15 protein-coding genes and 1 pseudogene are annotated in these 19,978 nt (G+C 72.8%); 9 read left to right on the forward strand and 7 right to left on the reverse strand.

Annotated features, from left to right (window positions below; translation table 11 throughout):
• Positions 1-87: 87 nt before the first annotated feature.
• From ACH4VO_RS15565 to ACH4VO_RS15575, 3 genes and pseudogenes are all read right to left on the reverse strand, one after another.
• Positions 88-1,029: a 5'-3' exonuclease gene (locus tag ACH4VO_RS15565; protein ID WP_360986222.1), complete on the reverse strand. Its 942-nt coding sequence runs from the start codon at positions 1,027-1,029 to the stop codon at positions 88-90.
• Positions 1,030-1,276: 247 nt separating this feature from the next.
• Positions 1,277-1,462, reverse strand: a pseudogene (locus tag ACH4VO_RS15570) (nuclear transport factor 2 family protein); the annotation flags it as partial.
• A gap of 7 nt (positions 1,463-1,469) precedes the next feature.
• Complete coding sequence (locus ACH4VO_RS15575) at positions 1,470-2,939, reverse strand: recombinase family protein (protein ID WP_360986219.1); 1,470 nt, start codon at positions 2,937-2,939, stop codon at positions 1,470-1,472.
• 276 nt (positions 2,940-3,215) lie between these two features.
• On the opposite strand from ACH4VO_RS15575, the gene ACH4VO_RS15580 reads away from it, so the two are divergent.
• The 3 genes from ACH4VO_RS15580 to ACH4VO_RS15590 all read left to right on the forward strand — a co-directional run bounded on the left by ACH4VO_RS15580 (position 3,216) and on the right by ACH4VO_RS15590 (position 7,673).
• The gene (locus ACH4VO_RS15580; protein ID WP_360986216.1) at positions 3,216-4,307 is read left to right on the forward strand and encodes a glycine betaine/L-proline ABC transporter ATP-binding protein; all 1,092 of its coding nucleotides are present in this window, start codon (positions 3,216-3,218) and stop codon (positions 4,305-4,307) included.
• Positions 4,300-6,936 carry an ABC transporter permease/substrate binding protein gene (locus ACH4VO_RS15585; RefSeq protein WP_360986213.1) on the forward strand — a complete coding sequence of 879 codons (2,637 nt, stop codon included), beginning with the start codon at positions 4,300-4,302 and terminating at the stop codon, positions 6,934-6,936. The genes ACH4VO_RS15580 and ACH4VO_RS15585 overlap by 8 nt, the downstream gene beginning before the upstream one ends.
• 191 nt (positions 6,937-7,127) lie before the next feature.
• Positions 7,128-7,673, forward strand: coding sequence for an XRE family transcriptional regulator (locus ACH4VO_RS15590; RefSeq protein ID WP_360986210.1), 546 nt, complete (start codon positions 7,128-7,130; stop codon positions 7,671-7,673).
• 73 nt (positions 7,674-7,746) lie between these two features.
• On the opposite strand, the gene ACH4VO_RS15595 is transcribed toward ACH4VO_RS15590, so the two are convergent.
• Positions 7,747-8,919: a TDT family transporter gene (locus tag ACH4VO_RS15595; RefSeq protein WP_360986207.1), complete on the reverse strand. Its 1,173-nt coding sequence runs from the start codon at positions 8,917-8,919 to the stop codon at positions 7,747-7,749.
• A 217-nt stretch (positions 8,920-9,136) separates the two neighbouring features.
• On the opposite strand from ACH4VO_RS15595, the gene ACH4VO_RS15600 reads away from it, so the two are divergent.
• The gene (locus ACH4VO_RS15600; protein ID WP_360986730.1) at positions 9,137-10,021 is read left to right on the forward strand and encodes a LysR family transcriptional regulator; all 885 of its coding nucleotides are present in this window, start codon (positions 9,137-9,139) and stop codon (positions 10,019-10,021) included.
• A gap of 100 nt (positions 10,022-10,121) precedes the next feature.
• On the opposite strand, the gene ACH4VO_RS15605 is transcribed toward ACH4VO_RS15600, so the two are convergent.
• Both ACH4VO_RS15605 and ACH4VO_RS15610 read right to left on the reverse strand, forming a co-directional pair.
• Positions 10,122-10,829: a gamma-glutamyl-gamma-aminobutyrate hydrolase family protein gene (locus tag ACH4VO_RS15605; RefSeq protein WP_360986203.1), complete on the reverse strand. Its 708-nt coding sequence runs from the start codon at positions 10,827-10,829 to the stop codon at positions 10,122-10,124.
• A gap of 112 nt (positions 10,830-10,941) precedes the next feature.
• On the reverse strand, positions 10,942-11,679 hold the full coding sequence (locus tag ACH4VO_RS15610) for an FCD domain-containing protein (protein WP_360986200.1): 738 nt from the start codon (positions 11,677-11,679) through the stop codon (positions 10,942-10,944).
• Positions 11,680-11,749: 70 nt separating this feature from the next.
• Here ACH4VO_RS15610 and ACH4VO_RS15615 point away from each other — a divergent pair, with 70 nt between their 5' ends.
• The 3 genes from ACH4VO_RS15615 to ACH4VO_RS15625 are packed head-to-tail and all read left to right on the forward strand — an operon-like array spanning position 11,750 to position 15,301.
• Positions 11,750-13,111 carry a glutamine synthetase family protein gene (locus tag ACH4VO_RS15615; RefSeq protein WP_360986197.1) on the forward strand — a complete coding sequence of 454 codons (1,362 nt, stop codon included), beginning with the start codon at positions 11,750-11,752 and terminating at the stop codon, positions 13,109-13,111.
• 32 nt (positions 13,112-13,143) lie between these two features.
• Positions 13,144-14,508: an aldehyde dehydrogenase family protein gene (locus tag ACH4VO_RS15620; RefSeq protein ID WP_360986727.1), complete on the forward strand. Its 1,365-nt coding sequence runs from the start codon at positions 13,144-13,146 to the stop codon at positions 14,506-14,508.
• Positions 14,509-14,512: 4 nt separating this feature from the next.
• Entirely contained in the window at positions 14,513-15,301 is a 789-nt protein-coding gene (locus ACH4VO_RS15625; protein ID WP_360986193.1) for a 3-oxoacyl-ACP reductase, read from the forward strand.
• 302 nt (positions 15,302-15,603) lie between these two features.
• Here ACH4VO_RS15625 and ACH4VO_RS15630 read toward each other — a convergent pair whose 3' ends face one another.
• The gene (locus ACH4VO_RS15630) at positions 15,604-16,806 is read right to left on the reverse strand and encodes an amino acid deaminase/aldolase (RefSeq protein ID WP_360986190.1); all 1,203 of its coding nucleotides are present in this window, start codon (positions 16,804-16,806) and stop codon (positions 15,604-15,606) included.
• 857 nt (positions 16,807-17,663) lie between these two features.
• Between ACH4VO_RS15630 and ACH4VO_RS15635 the strand changes: the two genes are divergently transcribed.
• A complete protein-coding gene (locus ACH4VO_RS15635) occupies positions 17,664-18,569 on the forward strand; it encodes a hypothetical protein (RefSeq protein ID WP_360986724.1) in 906 nt (301 codons plus the stop codon).
• On the forward strand, positions 18,566-19,783 hold the full coding sequence (gene mycP, locus ACH4VO_RS15640) for a type VII secretion-associated serine protease mycosin (protein ID WP_360986187.1): 1,218 nt from the start codon (positions 18,566-18,568) through the stop codon (positions 19,781-19,783). The genes ACH4VO_RS15635 and mycP overlap by 4 nt, the downstream gene beginning before the upstream one ends.
• The last annotated feature ends 195 nt before the right edge of the window (positions 19,784-19,978 follow it).

Consider the following 19,978-nt stretch of genomic DNA (forward strand, 5'->3'; position numbering starts at 1 on the left):
GCGTGCCCGGGGGTCCGCTGCCGCCCGGGCCTGCCGATCACACCCTGCCGCACACCAGGGACCCCTGGACGCTTAGGCTTACCTAAGTTAGCACCCTCGCGCCTGGAGCGTCACGAGCAGGCGCTGCAGGGCGCCGCCCAGGCCCCACCGGGCCGCGAGAGCCTCCAGCGCGGCGGGGTCGCGCGGCTCCCGCGGCAGGGCGAGGCCGACCTCGGGCAGCGGTACGTCGCCGGCGACCCGGACGACCTTCGGGGCGACCGCGACGTAGTCCCGCGCCTCGTCGAGCCGCTTGCGCTGCGACGGGGTCAGCCGGGCGGCGGGATCGTCCACTGCGGCCATGATCCCCGCGAGGTCACCGAAGGCGTCCAGCAGCTTCGCGGCCGTCTTCTCGCCGATGCCCGGGACGCCCGGCAGCCCGTCGCTCGGATCGCCGCGCAGCAGCGCCAGGTCGACGTATCCGGCGCCGTCCACGCCGTACTTCTCCCGCAGCCAGGCCTCGTCCGTCACCTGGAGCGAACCCACGCCCTTCAGCGGGTAGAGCACCCGCACCCCGCGCGCGTCGTCGACGAGCTGGTAGAGGTCGCGGTCCCCGGTGACGATGTCCACGGGCCCGGTGGCACGTCCCGCCAGGGTGCCGATCACGTCGTCCGCCTCGTACGGTGCGACACCGATTCGGGTGATGCCGAGGGCGTCCAGCACCTCCTCGATGATCGGGACCTGGGGGCCGAGCGCGTCGGGGGTCTCCTCCTCGTCGGGCACGCCCTCGGGTGTCTCGGCGGCCACCCGGTGCGCCTTGTATGTGGGAATCAGCTCCACCCGCCAGTGCGGCCGCCAGTCCGCGTCCATGCAGGCGACCAGGTCGTCCGGTCGGTGGTCCTGTACGAGCCTGGCGATGAAGTCGAGCAGCCCGCGCACGGCGTTGACCGGTGTGCCGTCCGGTGCGCGCACCGAGTCCGGGACGCCGAAGTAGGCGCGGAAGTAGAGGGACGGGGTGTCTAGCAAAAGGCACTTTCGGGGTCTGGTGGTCATGCGGTCAGGATCGCACTGCTGTCCGCTGGACGTCCCAAAGAGCGGTGGGGCTCGGTTCCATCCGGCCGCCGGGTAGCTTCGCCGACCTCCTCGGGGACACGTCGCGCTTCGCCATCTGCGCCAGGGCGTGCTTCGTGAAGCGGTAGCCCATCACTTGCCCGCCTCCGTGTCCTTCGCAGCGGCGACAGCGCGGCAGCCGGAGCACCGTTCGGTCGGCCGGCGGCGAGCTACGCAGGCGTCGCGGTGGCTGCCACTCGAAGAAGGGCGGCCATGTCTCGCGGTAGGCGTCAATGCCACGGACACCCTCGTAAGGCGGCGGGACATCGAACATGACGATGTTGTCGGAGTGGTCCGCCAGGACACCGTTCATATCGCCCCGGTGCACCGCCACAACCCACTCCAGGACACCAGGGCGTTTACACGGGATCGTCAGTGGGCCGTCAGTCGCGCCAGTGGATGTCGACGCGCTCGGGGTCGATACCGCGTCGTCCGCGCACGCCCGGCCTGATCACGATGTGCTGGAATGCCGACGCCAGGAGGTCACGCCGTCCATCGGTGTCCCGCGACTCCCACGCTTCGGCGAAGGTCATCCCCAGGCTCACGTACTCCACCTCGGGCGCGTCGGGCATGGCCAGCAGCTCGCGGCGGCGGGCTTTGAATCGCCGCATGTCAGCCCACAACTCAGCTTCGCGTTCCTCGTCCTCGACCTCGCCGAGTGCTGCCGTCGTCGACTTGATCGCTGCCTCCGTCGCGGCCAACTCGGCGACCTCGCGCACCGTCTCGCGGGCCTCGACGACCTCGAACTTCCCGACCCTGGCGAGGAACGTGCGCGTCATGTGCTCCTCGATCCGGTCGGCGACGATGGACGTCGCGCGGGTGCAGCCGGTGCCGTCCGAGCGGCCGTGGCACGCGTACCGGGTCACTGGGTTGTTCCCGCCGGTCCGATTGACCCGCATGGAGCCGCCACACGAGGAGCACCGCAGAAGCCCGGACAGCAGCCGGGCGCGCCGCTTGCGTTCCCCTCCTGGCGTCCTGGTCGGGGCGAGGAGTGCGCGGAGCCGCAGCACGTCCTCCTCGGGGAGTATCGGCTCCCACACCCGGGCCGGCGCGCCGTCGGCGTCCGTGACGACCTTGCCCTTGTGCGTCATGTGGCCGAGGGCCGCGGCCTGCGTGAGGACGATACGCAGCGACGTCATGGACCAGGCTTTCGCCTTGCGCGGCACCGAGCCGGCTTCGTTGAGCATGTTGGTCGCGTAGTAGACGGATTTCCCGTCCAGCACCAGATCGGCGGCCTTGCGGACGTACGCGGCTTCGACGGGGTCGACCTCCAGGGCTTTCCCCGCGCCGTCCGGGTTGTCGACGATGCGATAGCCGTACGGTGCCGAGCCGCCGGGCCAGCGCTGCGCCTTCACGAGTGCGGCTCGCGCTGCGGTGACGCGGTCTCGGATCGTGGCCGCTTCGAACTCGGCGAACACGCCGAGGAGTTGCAACAGCATGCGACCGGCCGACGTCGTCATGTCGAATGGTTCCGTGGCGGAGACGAGCGACACACCGGCCTTCGCCCATTCCTCCGTGAGCGATGCCAGGTCGGCCACGGACCGGGCGACGCGGTCGATACGCCACACGAGGACCGTGTCCGCGCGACCAGCGGCGACGACGTCACGGACGCGGGCAAGTCCGGGCCGGTCCAATCGGGTCTTGGTCGCAGATACGTCGACGTCCTCGATGATGTCGGCCAGCGCCCAGCCGCGTGTTTGGCAGGTGGCGTGGATGACCTCGCGCTGGCGTTCAATCGACGTGCTCTCATCGGTCGCCCTGCTGATCCGGGCGTAGCCGATGACCCGTCTCGGCGCATGATCGCTTGTCATGCGGGTGATGCTATATCTCGGCCAGGTGATGTCGAGAAGCATCAGGCATCGCTTCACCCCCCGATGATGCCGCACGTCACTGAGGGTCACGGCCCCGGACGCCCGTCGTTCCGGGGCGACGGTTCCCGGCGCGGGTATCCCCGTTCGAGTGAACTGGGTCACACATCTGTTTGGGTTGCGTAAGCCGGGGCAGGCGCGCCAACGGAGCGGACCACGCCCATTTCTCGACGGATGCGTGCTCTGCGGGCCGAATCCGCCCGCTCCACGGTCTGCCGACGGGGGTGGCAGACCGTTTTCGGTTCAACGCGTGAGGTGTATGTGTCAAGGCTGCAAGCGGAGCACTTGTACAAGGTGTTCGGCAGACGACCCGATCAAGCCGTGCGGAAACTCGAGAACGGTACCCACCGTGACGAGCTGCGCGCCGACGGAACGACCGCAGCGGTGATCGACGCCTCGTTCACCGTGGAGCCGGGGCAGATATTCGTCGTCATGGGGCTCTCCGGATCCGGGAAGTCCACCCTGCTGCGGATGCTCAACGGTCTCCTGGAGCCGACCGCCGGGCGGGTGCTGTTCGACGGGCAGGACCTGACGGCGCTCAGCGCCCGGGAACTGCGCGGTGTCCGCTCGTCCAAGATCAGCATGGTCTTCCAGCACTTCGCGCTCTTCCCCCACCGCAGCGTCCTGGAGAACGCCGGGTACGGCCTGGAGGTGCAGGGGGTGCCGCGCGCCGAACGCGAGCAGCGCGCCGCCGAGGCGCTCCAGCTGACCGGTCTGGCCGGGTGGGAGAAGTCCTGGCCCGACGAGCTGTCCGGCGGTATGCAGCAGCGCGTGGGCCTGGCCCGCGCGCTCGCCACCGACGCCGACCTGCTGCTGATGGACGAGTCCTTCAGCGCGCTCGACCCGCTGATCCGCCGCGACATGCAGGACCAACTCCTCGAACTGCAGAAGCGGCTGAAGAAGACCATCGTCTTCATCACCCACGACCTCAACGAGGCCATGCGCCTCGGCGACCGCATCGCCGTGATGCGGGACGGCGAGATCGTGCAGCAGGGCACCGCCGAGGACATCCTCGTCCGGCCGTCCGACGACTACGTGGCGTCGTTCATCCAGGACGTCGACCGCTCCCGGGTGCTGACCGCCGGTTCGATCATGGAGGCGCCCGAGGAGGGCCGCTCCGACAAGGATCTGCTGGCCGACGCCCCCGCGACGGTGTCCGCGGAGACCCCCGTCGCCGAACTCTTCACCCCCTGCTCCACCAGCGGGGTCGCCGTCGCCGTCACGGACGCGGACGGCGGCGTCATCGGGGTCGTACCCCGCGCCCGGCTCCTCGCCGCACTCGGCGAGGAACCGCAGGTCGAGGACGTCGTGCCCGCCCGGCGTGACGTCAGGGCGGTGAAGGCCGGTGCCTAGGTTCTCCTTCGGCGCAGGGGTCGAGAACGCGGTCGACTGGCTCCAGTCGAACCTTTCCTGGATCTTCGACGCCGTCAAGACCGTCCTCGGCGGCATGTACGACGGTGTCGACGCGGTGCTCGGGAGCGGTGAGCCGCTGCTCATGGCGGCCATCTTCGCCGTCCTCGCGTTCTGGCTGCGCGGCGTGGTGCCGGCCGTCCTCACCTTCGTGGGCTTCGCCCTCATCGACTCGCTCGCCCTCTGGGACGAGGCGATGGCCACGCTGTCGCTGGTCGTCGTGGCGGCGGTCATCACGATCGTGATCGCGGTGCCCACGGGTGTCTGGGCCGCCCGCAACAACAAGGTCAGCGCCACGCTGCGGCCGGTGCTCGACGTCATGCAGACGATGCCGGCGTTCGTCTACCTGATCCCCGGCGTCATGTTCTTCGGCGTCGGTGTCACCCCCGGTGTGATCGCCACCATCGTCTTCGCGATGCCGCCCGGCGTCCGGATGACCGAGCTCGGCATCCGCCAGGTCGACGGTGAACTGGTCGAGGCCGCCGAAGCGTTCGGCACCACGCCCAGGGACACCCTGACCCGGGTGCAGCTGCCGCTCGCCCTGCCGACGATCATGGCCGGAATCAACCAGGTCATCATGCTGGCCCTGTCGATGGTCGTCATCGGCGGAATGGCCGGGGCCGGCGGCCTCGGCGAGAAGGTCTACGCCGCGATCACCCAGCTCCAGGTCGGCCTCGCCGCCGAGAGCGGGATCGCCGTCGTCATCCTCGCCATGTACCTGGACCGGATGACCGGCGCGCTCAACGAACGGGTCTCCCCGCTCGGCCGCCGCGCTGCCGCCAAGGCCGCCGCGGGCGCGCGCCGCATGAAGTTCGCGCACTACAAGCCGGGGACCGCCGTCGCCATGATCGGTGTCGTCGTCCTGGCGCTCGTCGCTGGCGGCCTCAACATGGCCGGCTCCGACGGCAGCGCCGCGAAGGGCACCCAGGCCGCCGACGGGAACGTCGGCAAGGGCCAGAAGATCAACCTGGGCTACATCCCCTGGGACGAAGGCATCGCCTCCACGTTCCTGTGGAAGGAGATCCTGGAGCAGCGAGGCTACGAGACCGGTATCACCCAGCTCGACGCCGGTCCGCTCTACTCCGGCGTCGCCCGCGGGGACATCGACTTCCAGACGGACTCCTGGCTGCCCACCACGCACAAGGACTACTGGGACAAGTACAGCGACCAGCTGGACGATCTCGGTTCGTGGTACGGGCCGACCTCGCTGGAGCTGACGGTTCCCTCGTACGTCAAGGGGATCGACTCGCTGGCGGACCTCAAGGGCCAGGGGAAGAAGTTCAACGGCAAGATCATCGGCATCGAGTCGAGCGCCGGGATGATGGGCACCCTCAACGAGAAGGTGCTCAAGGCGTACGGCCTGGAGGGCGAGTACAAGGTCGTCTCCTCCAGCACCTCCTCGATGCTCGCCGAGCTGAACGCCTCCATCAAGAAGAAGGAGCCGGTCGTGGTGACCCTGTGGTCGCCGCACTGGGCCTACGGCAAGCACGACCTGAAGAAGCTCAAGGACCCCAAGGGCGCCTGGGGCAAGGGCGAGCAGATCCACACGGTCGCCCACAAGGGTTTCGCCGGGAAGGCCCCCGCCGTCGCCGGCTGGCTGAAGGACTTCAAGCTCACCGAGAAGCAGCTGACCGGCCTGGAGAACACGATCCAGGAAGCCGGCCAGGGCAAGGAGCAGGACGGCGTACGCGCCTGGCTGAAGGCGAACCCCGGGCTCGTCGACAAGCTGGCTCCGGTCCCCGGCGGGGCCGGCGGCACGCAGCAGGGCAAGGACGCGGGCAAGACGGTCAACATGGGGTACTTCCCGTGGGACGAGGCCATCGCCTCGACGTACCTCTGGCAGAACGTGCTGGAGGACCGGGGCTACCGGACCACCGTCAAGCAGCTCGACCCGGGCCCGCTCTACACCGGCCTCGCGCAGGGGCAGATGGACGTCCAGTTCGACTCCTGGCTGCCCACGACGCACAAGGACTACTGGAACCGGTACAAGGACAACCTCACCGATCTCGGTTCGTGGTACGGGCCGACCTCGCTGGAGCTGACGGTTCCCTCGTACGTCAAGGGGATCGACTCGCTGGCGGACCTCAAGGGCCAGGGGAAGAAGTTCAACGGCAAGATCATCGGCATCGAGTCGAGCGCCGGGATGATGGGCACCCTCAACGAGAAGGTGCTCAAGGCGTACGGCCTGGAGGGCGAGTACAAGGTCGTCTCCTCCAGCACCTCCTCGATGCTCGCCGAGCTGAACCGGTCGATCAAGAAGAAGGAGCCGGTCGTGGTGACCCTGTGGTCGCCGCACTGGGCCTACGGCAAGCACGACCTGAAGAAGCTCAAGGACCCCAAGGGTGCCTGGGGCGAGGGCGAGCAGATCCACACGGTGGCCAAGAAGGACTTCGCCCAGGACTTCCCGGAGCTCACCGGCTGGCTCAAGGACTTCAAGCTCAGTGAGGCGCAGCTGGCCTCGCTCGAGGTGGAGATCCAGAAGGGCGGCGCGGGCAAGGAGAAGGAATCCGCCCGTCACTGGATGGACGCCAACCCGGACGTGGTGGACGAGCTGGCGCCCGTCGGCAGCTGATCGCCCGCGTCTGATCCGAACGCCTGCACGATGAAGGGGGCGGCCCCGGTAGCGAACCGGAGCCGTCCCCTTCAGGCTGGTCGGAGGAACCCCGGGCGGTTTCCCGTCCCGTCACTTCCGCGCCATCCCGCGAACGACATGCGTAGGGTGCTGGCAACCGGGAGGATGGCGAACCGGGGAGGGAGCCGGACATGGACGACAAGGAAGCCCTTCGAGTGGGTGCGGCGGTTCGCCGCCGCCGCAGGACCCTCGGACTGACCCTGGCCGCGGTGGCCGGGCGCAGCGGCCTGTCCGTACCCTTCCTCAGCCAGATCGAGAACGAACGGGCCAGACCCAGCCCCCGGTCCCTGGACCGGGTGGCCCAGGCGCTGGAGACCACGACCGAGCGACTGCGGGCGGCGGCCGACTCGGCGCGTGCCGTGGACGTCGTGCGGGCGGACGAGGCCGACGGCGCACGGCGGCTGGTGCGCGGACGCCACCAGCTCAGCGCCTTGGAATTCGTGGGCGAGCAGGACCTCGGGCGCGAGTTCCAGCACCGCAACGACGAGCTGATGTACGTCGCCGAGGGGGCCGTCGAGGTCGAGGCCGAGGGGCAGGCCCACCGGCTGGGGAAGGGCGACACGCTCTTCCTCTCCGGCGGGGTCAGGCACCGGTGGCGGACGACGGTCCCGGGGACCCGGTTGCTGGTCGTCTCGGTGGCCGAGCACATCGACGCCACGTACGACACACGCCGCTGACCGGCCGCCCGTACGTGCACCCGGCACGCCCCCGGTACGGGTCGGCGCACGGCTTGTGACGGCGGCTGTCCCCTCACGTGCGGACCGGCACCGGCCGGGGCCCCGCGAGCAGTGCCCCGCTGAACAGGCCGCCCAGCGTCCGTGCGCCGGCGACGGCCCACGCGGTCACCAGCAGCGCGTAGAGCGCCACCGCGAGCCAGGTGAAGGCGGGCACCCCGGTGTGCCGGGCCAGGCCCGCCGCCCCGGTGACACACGTACCGACCGGGAAGGTGAACCCCCACCACGTCATCGTGAACGGCATCCCGCGCCGGACCGCGCGCACCACCATGGCCGCGGACAGGGCCAGCCACAGCAGCGCGAACCCCATGACCGGCACTCCGTACAGCACGGCGAACGCGCTGAAGGCAGGGGCGTACGGGGCGCCGACCGCGCCGGGCGCCGCGTCGGCGAGCTGGCCGACGGCGGTCGTGGACTGGCCGAGCGGGCCGAGTACCAGGAACAGCGCCGGGGTCAGCGCGAGCGGCAGCGGGCCCTCGTGCACCAGCCGGGCGAAGACGAGCGGGAGCACCACGAGAGTCGCCAGCAGCGACAGTCCGAACATGGCGTAGCAGGCCAGCAGAAGCGCCCCGCGCCCCTGGCCGGGCGGCAGCTCGGGCACCAGCAGGGGGCCGACGGCGGCCGAGACCATGGGTGCGACCAGGGGGAGCAGCCAGACCGGGGAGGCGGTGCCGCGCGCCGGCCGGTGGCGTACGACCATGAGGTACGGGACGACCACGGCGGCGGCCAGGCCCGCCACGGTGCCCACGGTGAACAGGACCGCGTCCACGGCCACGGCCGCCGGGCGCCCGATGGCATCCCGCCCGACGGTCAGGGTGCCCGCGCCGACGGCGAGCAGCGCCATGGAGAGGCAGCCGTAGAAGGGGGCGACGGTGGGATCCAGCAGGTGGGCGCGGGCCTGGCCGGGGTGGAGGATCCAGTGGCCGGCGCGGGCGGCGAGGACGACGGCGAGCAGCCCGGCGGACAGGGCCCAGACGGCGAGGCAGGCACCGCGCAGCCCCGGTACGTGGACGGGCAGAGCCGCCCCGGCGGTGGCCACGATCGCGGTGCCCATGACGGTCGCGTACCAGTTGGGGCCGATGTGCCGCAGGGTGGGGAGCCGGAGGACGGCGTCCGGGAGAGCGGTTTTTGGGGGAGCGGGGTCCGCAAGGGCGGGAGTGGGGGTCCGGGTCTGCGGAAAGATGACCATGCCACGATTCTCTGGGGGAGGGCCGGGGCCCACCAGGGAGCCCGGACCTATGAGGTCATAAGCTGGTTTTATGTCCCCCTCGGTCCCGCCCGCCGATCCCTCGGTCCCGCCCGCCGACGTGCCGGTTCCGCCTGCCGACGCGCCCGCCGACGGGCCGGTCCCTCCCTCCGACGTGTCCCTGTCCGCGCTGCAGCACCGGGTGCCGGATCTGGGCGCCATGGTCCTCCTGCTGTCGGTCGCCCGGCACGGTAGCCTGGGCCGCGCCGGGCGGGAGGTGGGCATCACCCAGCCCGCCGCTTCCAGTCGCATCCGGTCGATGGAACGGCAACTCGGTGTCGCGCTCCTGGACCGTTCGCCGCGCGGCTCACGGCTCACCCACGCGGGGGCTCTCGTCACCGACTGGGCGCGCAAGGTCGTCGAGGCCGCCGAAGCCTTCGACGCGGGAGCCCAGGCGCTCCGTGACCGCCGCGACTCCCGGCTGCGGGTGGCGGCCAGCATGACCATCGCGGAGTACCTGATGCCGGGCTGGCTGATCGCCCTGCGCGCGGGTCGTCCGGACACGGCCGTGTCCCTGCTCGCCGGGAACTCCTCGGACGTCGCCCGGCGGCTGCTCGCGGGCGAGGCCGACCTGGGGTTCGTCGAGGGCCTGTCCGTACCGGAGGGGCTCGACGGCACCGTCGTCGCGCACGACCGGCTCGTCGTCGTGGTGGCCCCCTCCCACCCGTGGGCCCGCCGCAGGACCCGGCTGATGCCGGGAGAGCTCGCCGCGAGCCCCCTCGTCCTGCGCGAGCACGGCTCGGGCACCCGTCAGGTCCTCGACGCCGCGCTCGCGGTGCACGGCGGACTGGCGCGCCCCTTGCTCGAACTCTCCTCGACGACCGCCGTCAAGGGCGCGGCGGAGAGCGGGGCGGGCCCCTGCGTCCTGAGCGAACTGGCCCTCGGCGAAGAACTCTCCGCCCGGCGCCTGGTCGAGATCCCGGTCGAGGGCGTCCGGCTGCGGCGCGAACTGCGCGCCGTCTGGCCCGCCGGGCACCGCCCGGCCGGCCCGGCCCGCGACCTGCTGTCCCTGACCGCCCGTCCCCCGAACCCGGCACGCGGCTGAGCCGCCGGACGCCCGCAGGGCCGTGGGCGCTCAGCGGCCGGTGTCCGCGCGGGCCCCGCCGGCCACACCGGCCGACGAGTCCCGCACCCGCCAAGGGCCGTCAGGCCACCCCGGCGCGGGCGCGGGCCGCTTCCACCAGCGCCCGCGTGATCCGCAGGTCGTCACCCATCTCCGGGTGCCACTGCACGCCCAGCACCCACGGGGAGCCCGGCAGTTCGATCGCCTCCACCGTGCCGTCCGCCGCGTGCGCGGACACCACCAGCCCCGGCGCGAGCCGGTCCACGGCCTGGTGGTGGTAGGTCGGTACGGACGCCTCCCCGGGCACCAGCGAGGCGTACAGCGTGCCCGGGACCGGCGTGACGCTGTGCTCGCCGAGGACCCCCGCCTTGCCGAACGGGCCCGCGTGGCCGTCCAGGTGCTGGATCAGGGTGCCGCCCAGCGCCACGTTGAGGAGCTGCATGCCGCGGCAGATGCCGAGTACCGGGGTACCCGACTCCCTCGCCGCGCGGAGCAGGGCCACCTCCCAGGTGTCGCGCTCGTGCGCGGGCGGGCCGGTCCGGAAGTCGCGCTCGGCGCCGTACAGCCCGGGATCGACGTCCGCCCCGCCCGCGATGACGAGCCCGTCGAGCCGGGCCACCACGTCCGCGGCGCGCTCCGGGGCGTCCGGCGGCAGGAGGGCGGCCAGGCCGCCCGAGCGCTGGACCAGTCGCGGGTACGCGGAGGGGAGCACCGCCGCCGGGAGTTCCCAGACGCCCCAGCGAGCCGCCGGCTCCAGATAGGTCGTGACGCCGATGAGCGGTTCGTGCATGGTGCGGTCCCTCCGGCGGCCGGTCTGCGGGCCGGCCCGGTGCAATGGTGTTGCGCCATACCTTTGTTCGTACCGAGCCGCAGCGCAAGAGCGGTGATCCGGAAGAGCGGGTTCAAGCCAGGAAGCCCCGGAGCAGCGCGGCCGTTCCCGCACAGTGCTCGCGCATCACCGCCCGGGCCGCCTCCTCGTCCCCGTCGAACACCGCCCCGACGAGCGCGGTGTGCTGATGCTGCGAGTGCTCCAGGTTGCGCACCAGCAGGGGGATGCAGTCCAGGAGGTCGTTGACGGTCGCCCGGACCGCCGCGTACCGGGCGGCGAGGGAGGGCGAGCCGGAGAGTTCGGCGAGCGTCAGGTGGAAGAGGGTGTCGATCCTGCGGTAGTCGGGCAGAGGTGCCTCGTGCGTCGCCGCCAGAGCCGTCCGCAGCCGCTCCGCCCCCTCGTCGTCGAGGCCGCGCGACGCGCACAGCCCTGCCGCGCCCGTCTCCAGTACCTCGCGGAACAGCAGCACGTCCTCGATGCCGGTGTCCGCCACCCGGCGGCGCAGCTCGCCGTCGTCGGCCGGGTGGGCGCGGGGGAGTACGAACGTACCCCCGTACCGGCCGCGTCTGGCCTCCACGACCTTCTGGTCCTGGAGCACCTTCAGCACCTCGCGCAGGGTCACCCGGCTGATCCCGAGGAGCGTGGCCAGTTCGCGTTCGGCCGGCAGCCGTCCGCCCGCGGGCACCAGCCCGAGCCGGACCACCTGCAGGATCTGCTCCAGCGCCTCCTCGAAGCCGTTGCCCGCGCGGACCGGCCGCAGCGCCGGCAGCAAGGCGCCGGGGAACCCGGGCTCCCCGCTCTCTTCCGCCACGTCCCGATTCCCTTCCCCCCAATGGTTTTCTCCCATACCTTAGACCGGCTGACCGAACGAGGAGCATCCCGTGGCAGACCGAACAGCCCCGCTGGGGACCGACGAGTTACGCGTGCTCGTGGAGCGCGGTGAGATCGACACCGTCGTGCTGGCCTTCCCCGACATGCAGGGCCGCCTGCAGGGCAAGCGGTTCGCGGCGTCCTTCTTCCTGGACGAAGTGCTCGAACACGGCACGGAGGGCTGCAACTACCTGCTCGCCGTCGACACGGACATGAACACCGTCGACGGGTTCGCCATGTCCTCCTGGTCCGACGGCTACGGCGACTTCGCGATGCGCGCGGACCTCACGACCCTGCGCCGGATCCCGTGGCACGACGGGACGGCTCTGGTCATGGCCGACCTCGCCTGGGAGGACGGCTCGCCGGTGGTCGCCGCGCCCCGCCAGATCCTCCGGCGGCAGCTGGAGCGGCTCGCCGCGCACGGGCTGACCGCCCACGTCGGCACCGAGCTGGAGTTCATCGTCTTCAAGGACACCTACGAGCAGGCGTGGGACCGCAACTACCGCGGGCTCACCCCGGCCAACCAGTACAACATCGACTACTCCGTCCTCGGCACCGGCCGCGTCGAGCCGCTCCTGCGCCGCATCCGCAACGAGATGGCGGCCGCCGGCCTCACCGTCGAGTCCGCCAAGGGCGAGTGCAACCCGGGACAGCACGAGATCGTCTTCCGCTACGACGAGGCGCTCGTCACCTGCGACCAGCACGCCGTCTACAAGACCGGATCCAAGGAGATCGCCGCCCAGGAGGGCGTCTCCCTCACCTTCATGGCCAAGTTCAACGAGCGCGAGGGCAACTCCTGCCACATCCACCTCTCCCTCCGCGACACCGGCGGACAGAGCGTCATGGCGGGCGCGGACGGCACGATGTCCCCCCTGATGCGGCACTTCCTCGCCGGCCAGCTCGCCGCCCTGCGCGACTTCTCCCTGCTCTACGCGCCGAACATCAACTCCTACAAGCGTTTCCAGCCGGGCTCCTTCGCCCCGACCGCCGTCGCCTGGGGCCACGACAACCGCACCTGTGCGCTGCGGGTCGTGGGCCACGGTCGCTCGATGCGCTTCGAGAACCGGCTGCCCGGCGGGGACGTCAACCCGTACCTCGCGGTCGCCGGCCTCGTCGCCGCCGGACTCCACGGCATCGAGCACGAACTGGCGCTGCCCGAGGCGTGCGAGGGCAACGCCTACACCGCCGGATACGACCGGGTCCCCACCACGCTCCGTGAAGCCGCCGGACTCTGGGAGAACAGCGAGGTGGCACGCGAGGCCTTCGGCGACGAGGTCGTCGCCCACTACCGCAACATGGCCCGCGTCGAACTGGAGGCCTTCGACGCCGCGGTGACCGACTGGGAGCTCCGCCGCTCCTTCGAGCGCCTGTGAGGCACCCCGTGACCCACCCAGTGACCCACTCCGTGACCCACGAACACCGCGTCCTGAACCCGGCGACCGAGGAACTCGTCGCCACCGTACCCGCCACCACCGCCGCGGAGGTCGCCGCCGCCGTCACCCGCGCCACCGCCGCCCAGCGCACCTGGGCGGCCCTGGCCCCCGCCGACCGGGCCCGGCTGCTGCGCCGCTTCGCCGTCCTCGTCGACGAACACGCCGAACGGCTGGCCCGGCTGGAGGTCACCGAGGCGGGCCACACCCTCGCCAACGCCCGCTGGGAGGCGGCCAACGTCCGGGACCTGCTCGACTACGCGGCCGGGGGAGTGGAACGCTTGACGGGGCGTCAGATTCCCGTACCGGGCGGCATCGACCTCACCCTCCTGGAACCGCTCGGCGTCGTCGGCGTGATCGCCCCCTGGAACTTCCCCCTGCCGATCGCCGCCTGGGGCACCGCCCCCGCGCTGGCCGCCGGGAACGCCGTCCTCCTCAAGCCGGCCGAGACCACCCCCCTCACCGCACTGGAGCTGGCCCGCCTCGCCCTCGACGCGGGCCTGCCCGAGCACCTCTTCCAGGTGCTCCCGGGCGCGGGGGACGTGGCGGGCGCCGCCCTGGTCGAACACCCCGGGGTCGCCAAGATCGTCTTCACCGGGTCCACCCGCGTCGGCAAGCAGATCATGACCAGGTGCGCCGGCCAGGTGAAGCGGCTGACCCTCGAACTCGGGGGCAAGAGCCCCAACATCGTCTTCGCCGACGCCGACCTCGAGGCCGCCGCGGCCGCCGCACCTATGTCCTTCCTGGACAACGCCGGCCAGGACTGCTGCGCCCGCACCCGCATCCTGGTCCAGCGCCCGGTGTACGACCGCTTCCTGGAACTCCTGGCCCCCGCCGTCGCCTCGGTCGTCGTCGGTGACCCCGGTGACGGGAAGACGCAGATGGGCCCGCTGATCTCCCGTACCCAGCTGGACCGGGTCCGCGCGTACGTCCCCGCCGGCGCCGCCGGGATCCGGGGTACCGCGCCCGACGGGCCGGGCTTCTGGTTCCCGCCGACCGTCCTCACCGACGTGGCCCCGGACGCGCCCGTCGCCACCGAGGAGGTCTTCGGCCCGGTCGCCGTCGTCCTGCCCTTCGAGGACGAGGCCGACGCCGTCCGGCTGGCCAACGCCACCGAGTACGGCCTGGCCGGCTCGCTCTGGACCCGTGACGTGGGCCGCGCCCTGCGGGTCGCCCAGGCGGTCCGCGCCGGGAACCTGTCGGTCAACTCCCACTCCGCCGTCCGGTACTGGACCCCGTTCGGCGGCTGCAAGCAGTCCGGGCTCGGCCGCGAACTGGGGCCCGACGCCCTCGCGGCCTTCACCGAAACCAAGAACGTCTTCATCGGCACGGAGGCCTGACGCCATGACCACCGACACGGGGAACATCTGCCGCCGCCTGACCGGCCGCACCGCCGTCATCACCGGCGCGGGCAGCGGCATCGGCCTCGCCACCGCCCGCAGACTCGCCTCGGAAGGAGCCCACGTCGTCTGCGGCGACATCGACGACCGGGCGGGCGCCGCCACGGCGGACGAGGTGGGCGGCACCTTCGTACACGTCGACGTCACCGAACCCGACCAGGTCGAGGCCCTGTTCGCAGCCGCCCACGCCACCTACGGCTCCGTCGACATCGCCTTCAACAACGCCGGCATCTCACCACCCGAGGACGACTCCATCCTCACCACCGGACTCGAGGCATGGAAGCGCGTCCAGGACGTCAACCTCACCTCCGTCTACCTCTGCTGCAAGGCCGCGCTGCCGTACATGCGACGGCAGGGGCGCGGCTCCATCATCAACACCGCGTCGTTCGTGGCCCGGATGGGCGCGGCCACCTCACAGATCTCGTACACCGCGTCCAAGGGCGGCGTGCTGGCCATGTCCCGCGAACTCGGCGTGCAGTTCGCCCGCGAGGGCATCCGGGTCAACGCCCTGTGCCCGGGGCCGGTCAACACCCCGCTGCTCCAGGAGCTGTTCGCCAAGGACCCGGAGCGGGCGGCCCGCAGGCTCGTGCACATCCCCCTCGGCCGGTTCGCCGAGCCGACGGAGATCGCGGCCGCGGTCGCCTTCCTGGCGAGCGACGACTCCTCGTTCGTCAACGCCACGGACTTCCTGGTCGACGGCGGTATCTCGGGGGCGTACGTGACCCCTCTGTAGGACCGCTCCCTGCGGTGGGCGGCATGAGCGACGCGACACCGCCCGGCCGGTACCCGGACACGCACGGCACCGAGCGCCGGGGGGACGGGTCGGCCCGGAGCGGATACTCCAGGCCGTCCGAAGTCCCGCAGCCGCAGCCGCCCGTTCCGCACGCCGCCGGCGTACCCGGGCGCCGTGCCCCGGGCCGTACGACGACGGTGCTCGCGGTCACCGAGGCCGCCCTGGCGCTCGCCGCCGTCACCGGCCTCGCGGTGCTGGGCGGGCGTCCTTCCCTGCTGCCGGGCGGAGGGCAGGACGTGTCTCTACAGGAACGTACGGCCCTCGCCCCGGTACGTCGGTACGGTCGCCGTGATCCGGTCGCCCTCGATCAGCTGCAGCTCTCCGAAACGCTCGCACAGCTCACCGGCCTTGGCGTGCCGGAACCACACCTTGTCCCCGATCAGCAGGTCGTCGGCCGGCGCGCCCAGCAACGGCGTCTGCACTTCCCCGGGGCCCTCCATCGCGTCGTAGCGCAGCCCCTCGGGCAGGTACGGGACCGGGAGCCGGTCCTTGCCGGGCGCCCCGGACGCCGGATAGCCGCCGCCCAGCACCGTCACCACACCCACGCCCGGGCGCCGGACCACGGGCTGGGCGAACAGCGCGGCCGGCCGGCCGGTGAACGACGTGTAGTTGTCGAACAGCCGCGGTACGTACAGCCCCGACCCGGCCGCGATCTCCGTCACCGCGTCCTCGGCGGCGGTCTGCTGCACACTGCCGGTGCCGCCGCCGTTCACGAACTCCAGGTCGGGCGCCACCGCCCGCACCGCCCGTACGACCTCGGCCCGCCGGGCCACCAGCTCCCTGCGGGCCGCCGACTGCATCAGCCGGATCCCCCGTGACCGCAGCGGCCGGCCCGCCACCGCGTCACCGACCCCGGCCACATGACCCTCGTACGCCATCAGCCCCACCAGCCGGAAGCCCGGCCTGCGGCCCACCGAACGGGCCAGGCCGGCCAGTTGGGCTGGTGAGCGCAGGGGGGAGCGCAAGGCGCCGACCCTGACCCGGCCGCCCAGCAGCCGCAGCGAGGTGTCCAGTTCCAGGCAGACCCGGATCTCCTCGGTCCCGCCGGCCCGTGACGCGTCGATCAGTTCCAGCTGCGCGGGGTCGTCCACCATCACGGTCACGGCCGCAGCCAGTCTCGGGTCGGCCGCGAGCTCGGCGTACGCGGCCCGGTCGGCCGACGGATAGGCGAGCAGGACGTCGTCGAAGCCGGCCCGGGCCAGCCACAGCGACTCGGCGAGGGTGAACGACATGATCCCGGCGAACCCGGGGCGCGCGACCACCCGCTCCAGCAGGGCGCGGCAGCGCACCGACTTGCTCGCCACCCGGACCGGCTTCCCGGCCGCCCGGCGCACCAGGTCGTCGGCGTTGGCGTCGAAGGCCTCCAGGTCCACGACGGCCACGGGGGCGTCGAGATGGGCGGTGGCCCGGTCGTAGCGGGCCCGGTCGGCGGCGCGGGCGGTCATGGCGGCAGCTTGCCAGACGGTCCTACTCCTGGGTAGGGGGACGTTCGGTGCAGATCCCCCGGGGCCGCCGTCCCGTTCCCCCCGGGCGGGCTGCACCCCGTAGAGTGACGGCACGCGGATGACCGGAGGACCTGTCCGGAACGGTGATCCACGGGAGGTACGGGGACGTGTGACCAGGGGGCCGGATGAGTACCGAAGCGCAGCGCGCTCCCGTGCCGCCCCGGCCGCCCACCGCCCCCGGTCCGGGAACAGAGCCCGCGCGGCAGGCCGCGCCCGGCACCGGCCCCGCGGGGGACCCGGCGCCGGGCCCCACGACGCAGGTGGCGGGCCGGGTGGAACCTGCGGCCGGTCCACCGGTCCCACCCCGCGCGACGTCCCGGCCGCCGGCCCCATCCGGCGCGGGGCACCGGCCACCGTCCCGGCCCGCTCCGCCACCGGCCTCGCCGCAGGCGGTAACCGGCACGGGCCCCGCGCACCACACGGCGACCGGCTCCACGCCGCCGGCCACAGGACGGGCCGAGACGGCTGAACCGTCGGGTCCGGTGGTCGGCCCGTCCGGATCGGCAGGCGCGGCGGCGCGGCCACCGGTCCCACCCCCCGCGGGCCGCCGACCACCGGCCGCGTCGCCTCAGGCGCCGGCTTCCCCGGCCGTGCCGTACGCGCCCCTCGCGCCCCCGCCACCGGCCTCCCCACCCCTGGCGGCCCTGCCCGTGGAGACGACCACGCGCCTGCGCGCCGTGACGCCCCTCGTGCGCCACGGAGCCCCCGCGCCCCCCGCCGACCACGGCGCCTCCGAGCCGCCCGTGGGCCACCGCGGCGGCGCCCCCGTACCCCAGGCCCGTCCCGGCACCCCGACCGTGCCGCCGCCCGCCGCCACCCGGCGCCGGCCCGTCGGCGCGGTCGACCTCACTCCGCGTCCCGGCGCGACTCCCGCGCCGGCCGGCGCGTACTACGGGTACGCCGAGACGCCCGCCGAGACCACCACCCGGCTGCGCCCCGTCAGGACCCGGCACCGCGCCCGTACCGCTGCCGCCGCGGCCTGCCTCGTGCTCGGCCTCGGCCTGATCGGCGGAGCCGTCACCGGCAGCTGGCTCACCGGTGATTCCGCGGCCGATCCCGGAACCCGTAGCGCGTACACCGTGGGCCGCTCCGCCTGGCACAGCGTCCCCGTCGACACCCTCTTCCCCCGCACCCTCAAGGGCGACGGAGCGGGGCCGGGCGCCGCCGACCGCGTCTGGACCCGGATCGCCGTGGCCGCCGACAGCGACTGCGCCGCAGGCCTGGACCCCTTGCTCCTGAAGACGCTGCGGCCGGTGGGCTGCGAACGCCTGGTGCGGGCCACCTACACCGACGCCACCCGCAGCAGCGTCACCACCGTGGGCCTGGTCTTCACCGAGGCGGACACCGAGGCGATGACCGCTCTCAGCGCCCGCTTCACCCGGCAGCACCTCGACCGGCGGTCCGACCTGATGCCCCGCGCCTACCCGGCGAAGGGCACCGCCGCCGCGGAGTTCGGTGACCGGCAGCGCGCCAGCTGGACCGTCCACGTTCTGACCGAGGTACCCGTCGTCGTCCTCTCCGTCTCCGGCTTCGCCGACGGCCGGCCCGTACCCGAACCCCAGCCCGCCGTCGAGGCGATGGCGGACGGTGCCACGACAGCCCCGGCACAGGCCGGACTCGGCCACGAGGCGAAGGGCGTGGCGGACCGGGTGGAGCGCGCGCTGCGCAGGACCGTCAGCGACCTCACGGAGAAGCCGGAATGACCCGCGCCCGGCGGCTTCGCGCCGTCACCGCCCTGGCCGCGGCCACCGCGTTCACGCTGCTCCCCGCCCTGCCGGCCCATGCCGACGCCATACGGGACCAGCAGTGGGGCCTGGAGGCGGTGCACACGGACCGGGCCTGGCAGACCACCCGGGGCGAGGGCATGACCGTCGCCGTGCTGGACACCGGCGTGGACGGCAGTCACCCCGATCTCGCGGGCCAGGTACTCCCCGGCAAGGACCTCATCGGCTTCGGCGCCGGGCAGGGCGACCGCTCCTGGGCCCTGCACGGCACCGCCATGGCCGGCATCATCGCGGGCCACGGCAGCGGCCCCGGCCGCGAGGCGGGGGTGCTCGGTGTCGCCCCGGGAGCGAAGATCCTCCCCGTCCGGGTGATCCTCGAGTCCAACGACCCCTCCCGCGCCCGGGCCCGCACGTCGCGCGGCACCGCCCTCGCCGACGGTATCCGCTGGGCCACCGACCAGGGTGCCGACGTCATCAACCTCTCCCTCGGAGACGACAGCAAGTCGGCCCACCCGGAACCCGGCGAGGACGCCGCCGTCCAGTACGCCCTGAGCAAGGGCGTCTCGGTCGTCGCCTCCGCCGGCAACAGCGGGGACAAGGGCGACCACGTCTCCTATCCCGCCGCCTACCCGGGGGTGATCGCCGTCGCGGCCGTCGACAAGTACGGCACGCACGCCGCCTTCTCCACCCGCCGGTGGTACGCCACGGTCAGCGCGCCGGGCGTCGACATCGTGGTCGCCAACCCCGACCGGCACTACTACATCGAGTGGGGCACCTCCGCCGCCTCGGCGTTCGTCTCGGGTGCCGTCGCCCTCGTACGCGCGGCGCACCCCGGGCTGTCGCCCGCCCAGATCAAGACGCTCCTCGCCGACACCGCACGCGACTCGCCCGCCGGCGGACGCGACGACGCCCGGGGCTACGGGCTGGTGGACCCCGCGGCGGCGATCGAGACCGGGGCGAAGCTGCGGCCCGGCGACCTGAGCGCCACGTCCGCCGCCGGCTACGGGAAGCAGTACTTCGGCCCGGGCCCGGCCCCGGAGCCGGAGGAGGAGCGCCCGGCCGGCTGGCCGGCCCCGACGGCCGGAGGGCTCGGTGGGCTCCTGCTGGCCGCGGCCGTGGTGCTGTGGCGCGGCACGAGCGGTCCCCGGCGCGGGAACGGCGCCTCCGCCCCGGGCATCGCCGCACGCCGCTGACCCGCCCGGCCACCGGGTGCCCGGTCACCGCACCGCCTGCCGTGCTGCCCGGTCAGCGGACCACCCGCCTGCCGGACCACCCCACCACCCGGTCCCCGGGGCTACCCGGTTACGGGCCGGCGGCGGCCGGACCACCCGCTTACCGGCCTCCGGACACCGGGCCACCCGCATACCGGCCGGACCGCCCCGGTCAGC

The organism is Streptomyces sp. NPDC020780 (assembly GCF_044334475.1).
Classification (GTDB): Bacteria; Actinomycetota; Actinomycetes; order Streptomycetales; family Streptomycetaceae; genus Streptomyces.

Coding starts and splice junctions, on each gene's coding strand:
- ACH4VO_RS15565 (WP_360986222.1), bottom strand. CDS start 1,029: ATGACCACCAGACCCCGAAAGTGCCTTTTGCTAGACACCCCGTCCCTC.
- ACH4VO_RS15575 (WP_360986219.1), bottom strand. CDS start 2,939: ATGCTTCTCGACATCACCTGGCCGAGATATAGCATCACCCGCATGACA.
- ACH4VO_RS15590 (WP_360986210.1), top strand. CDS start 7,128: ATGGACGACAAGGAAGCCCTTCGAGTGGGTGCGGCGGTTCGCCGCCGC.
- ACH4VO_RS15595 (WP_360986207.1), bottom strand. CDS start 8,919: ATGGTCATCTTTCCGCAGACCCGGACCCCCACTCCCGCCCTTGCGGAC.
- ACH4VO_RS15600 (WP_360986730.1), top strand. CDS start 9,137: ATGGTCCTCCTGCTGTCGGTCGCCCGGCACGGTAGCCTGGGCCGCGCC.
- ACH4VO_RS15605 (WP_360986203.1), bottom strand. CDS start 10,829: ATGCACGAACCGCTCATCGGCGTCACGACCTATCTGGAGCCGGCGGCT.
- ACH4VO_RS15625 (WP_360986193.1), top strand. CDS start 14,513: ATGACCACCGACACGGGGAACATCTGCCGCCGCCTGACCGGCCGCACC.
- ACH4VO_RS15630 (WP_360986190.1), bottom strand. CDS start 16,806: ATGACCGCCCGCGCCGCCGACCGGGCCCGCTACGACCGGGCCACCGCC.
- mycP (WP_360986187.1), top strand. CDS start 18,566: ATGACCCGCGCCCGGCGGCTTCGCGCCGTCACCGCCCTGGCCGCGGCC.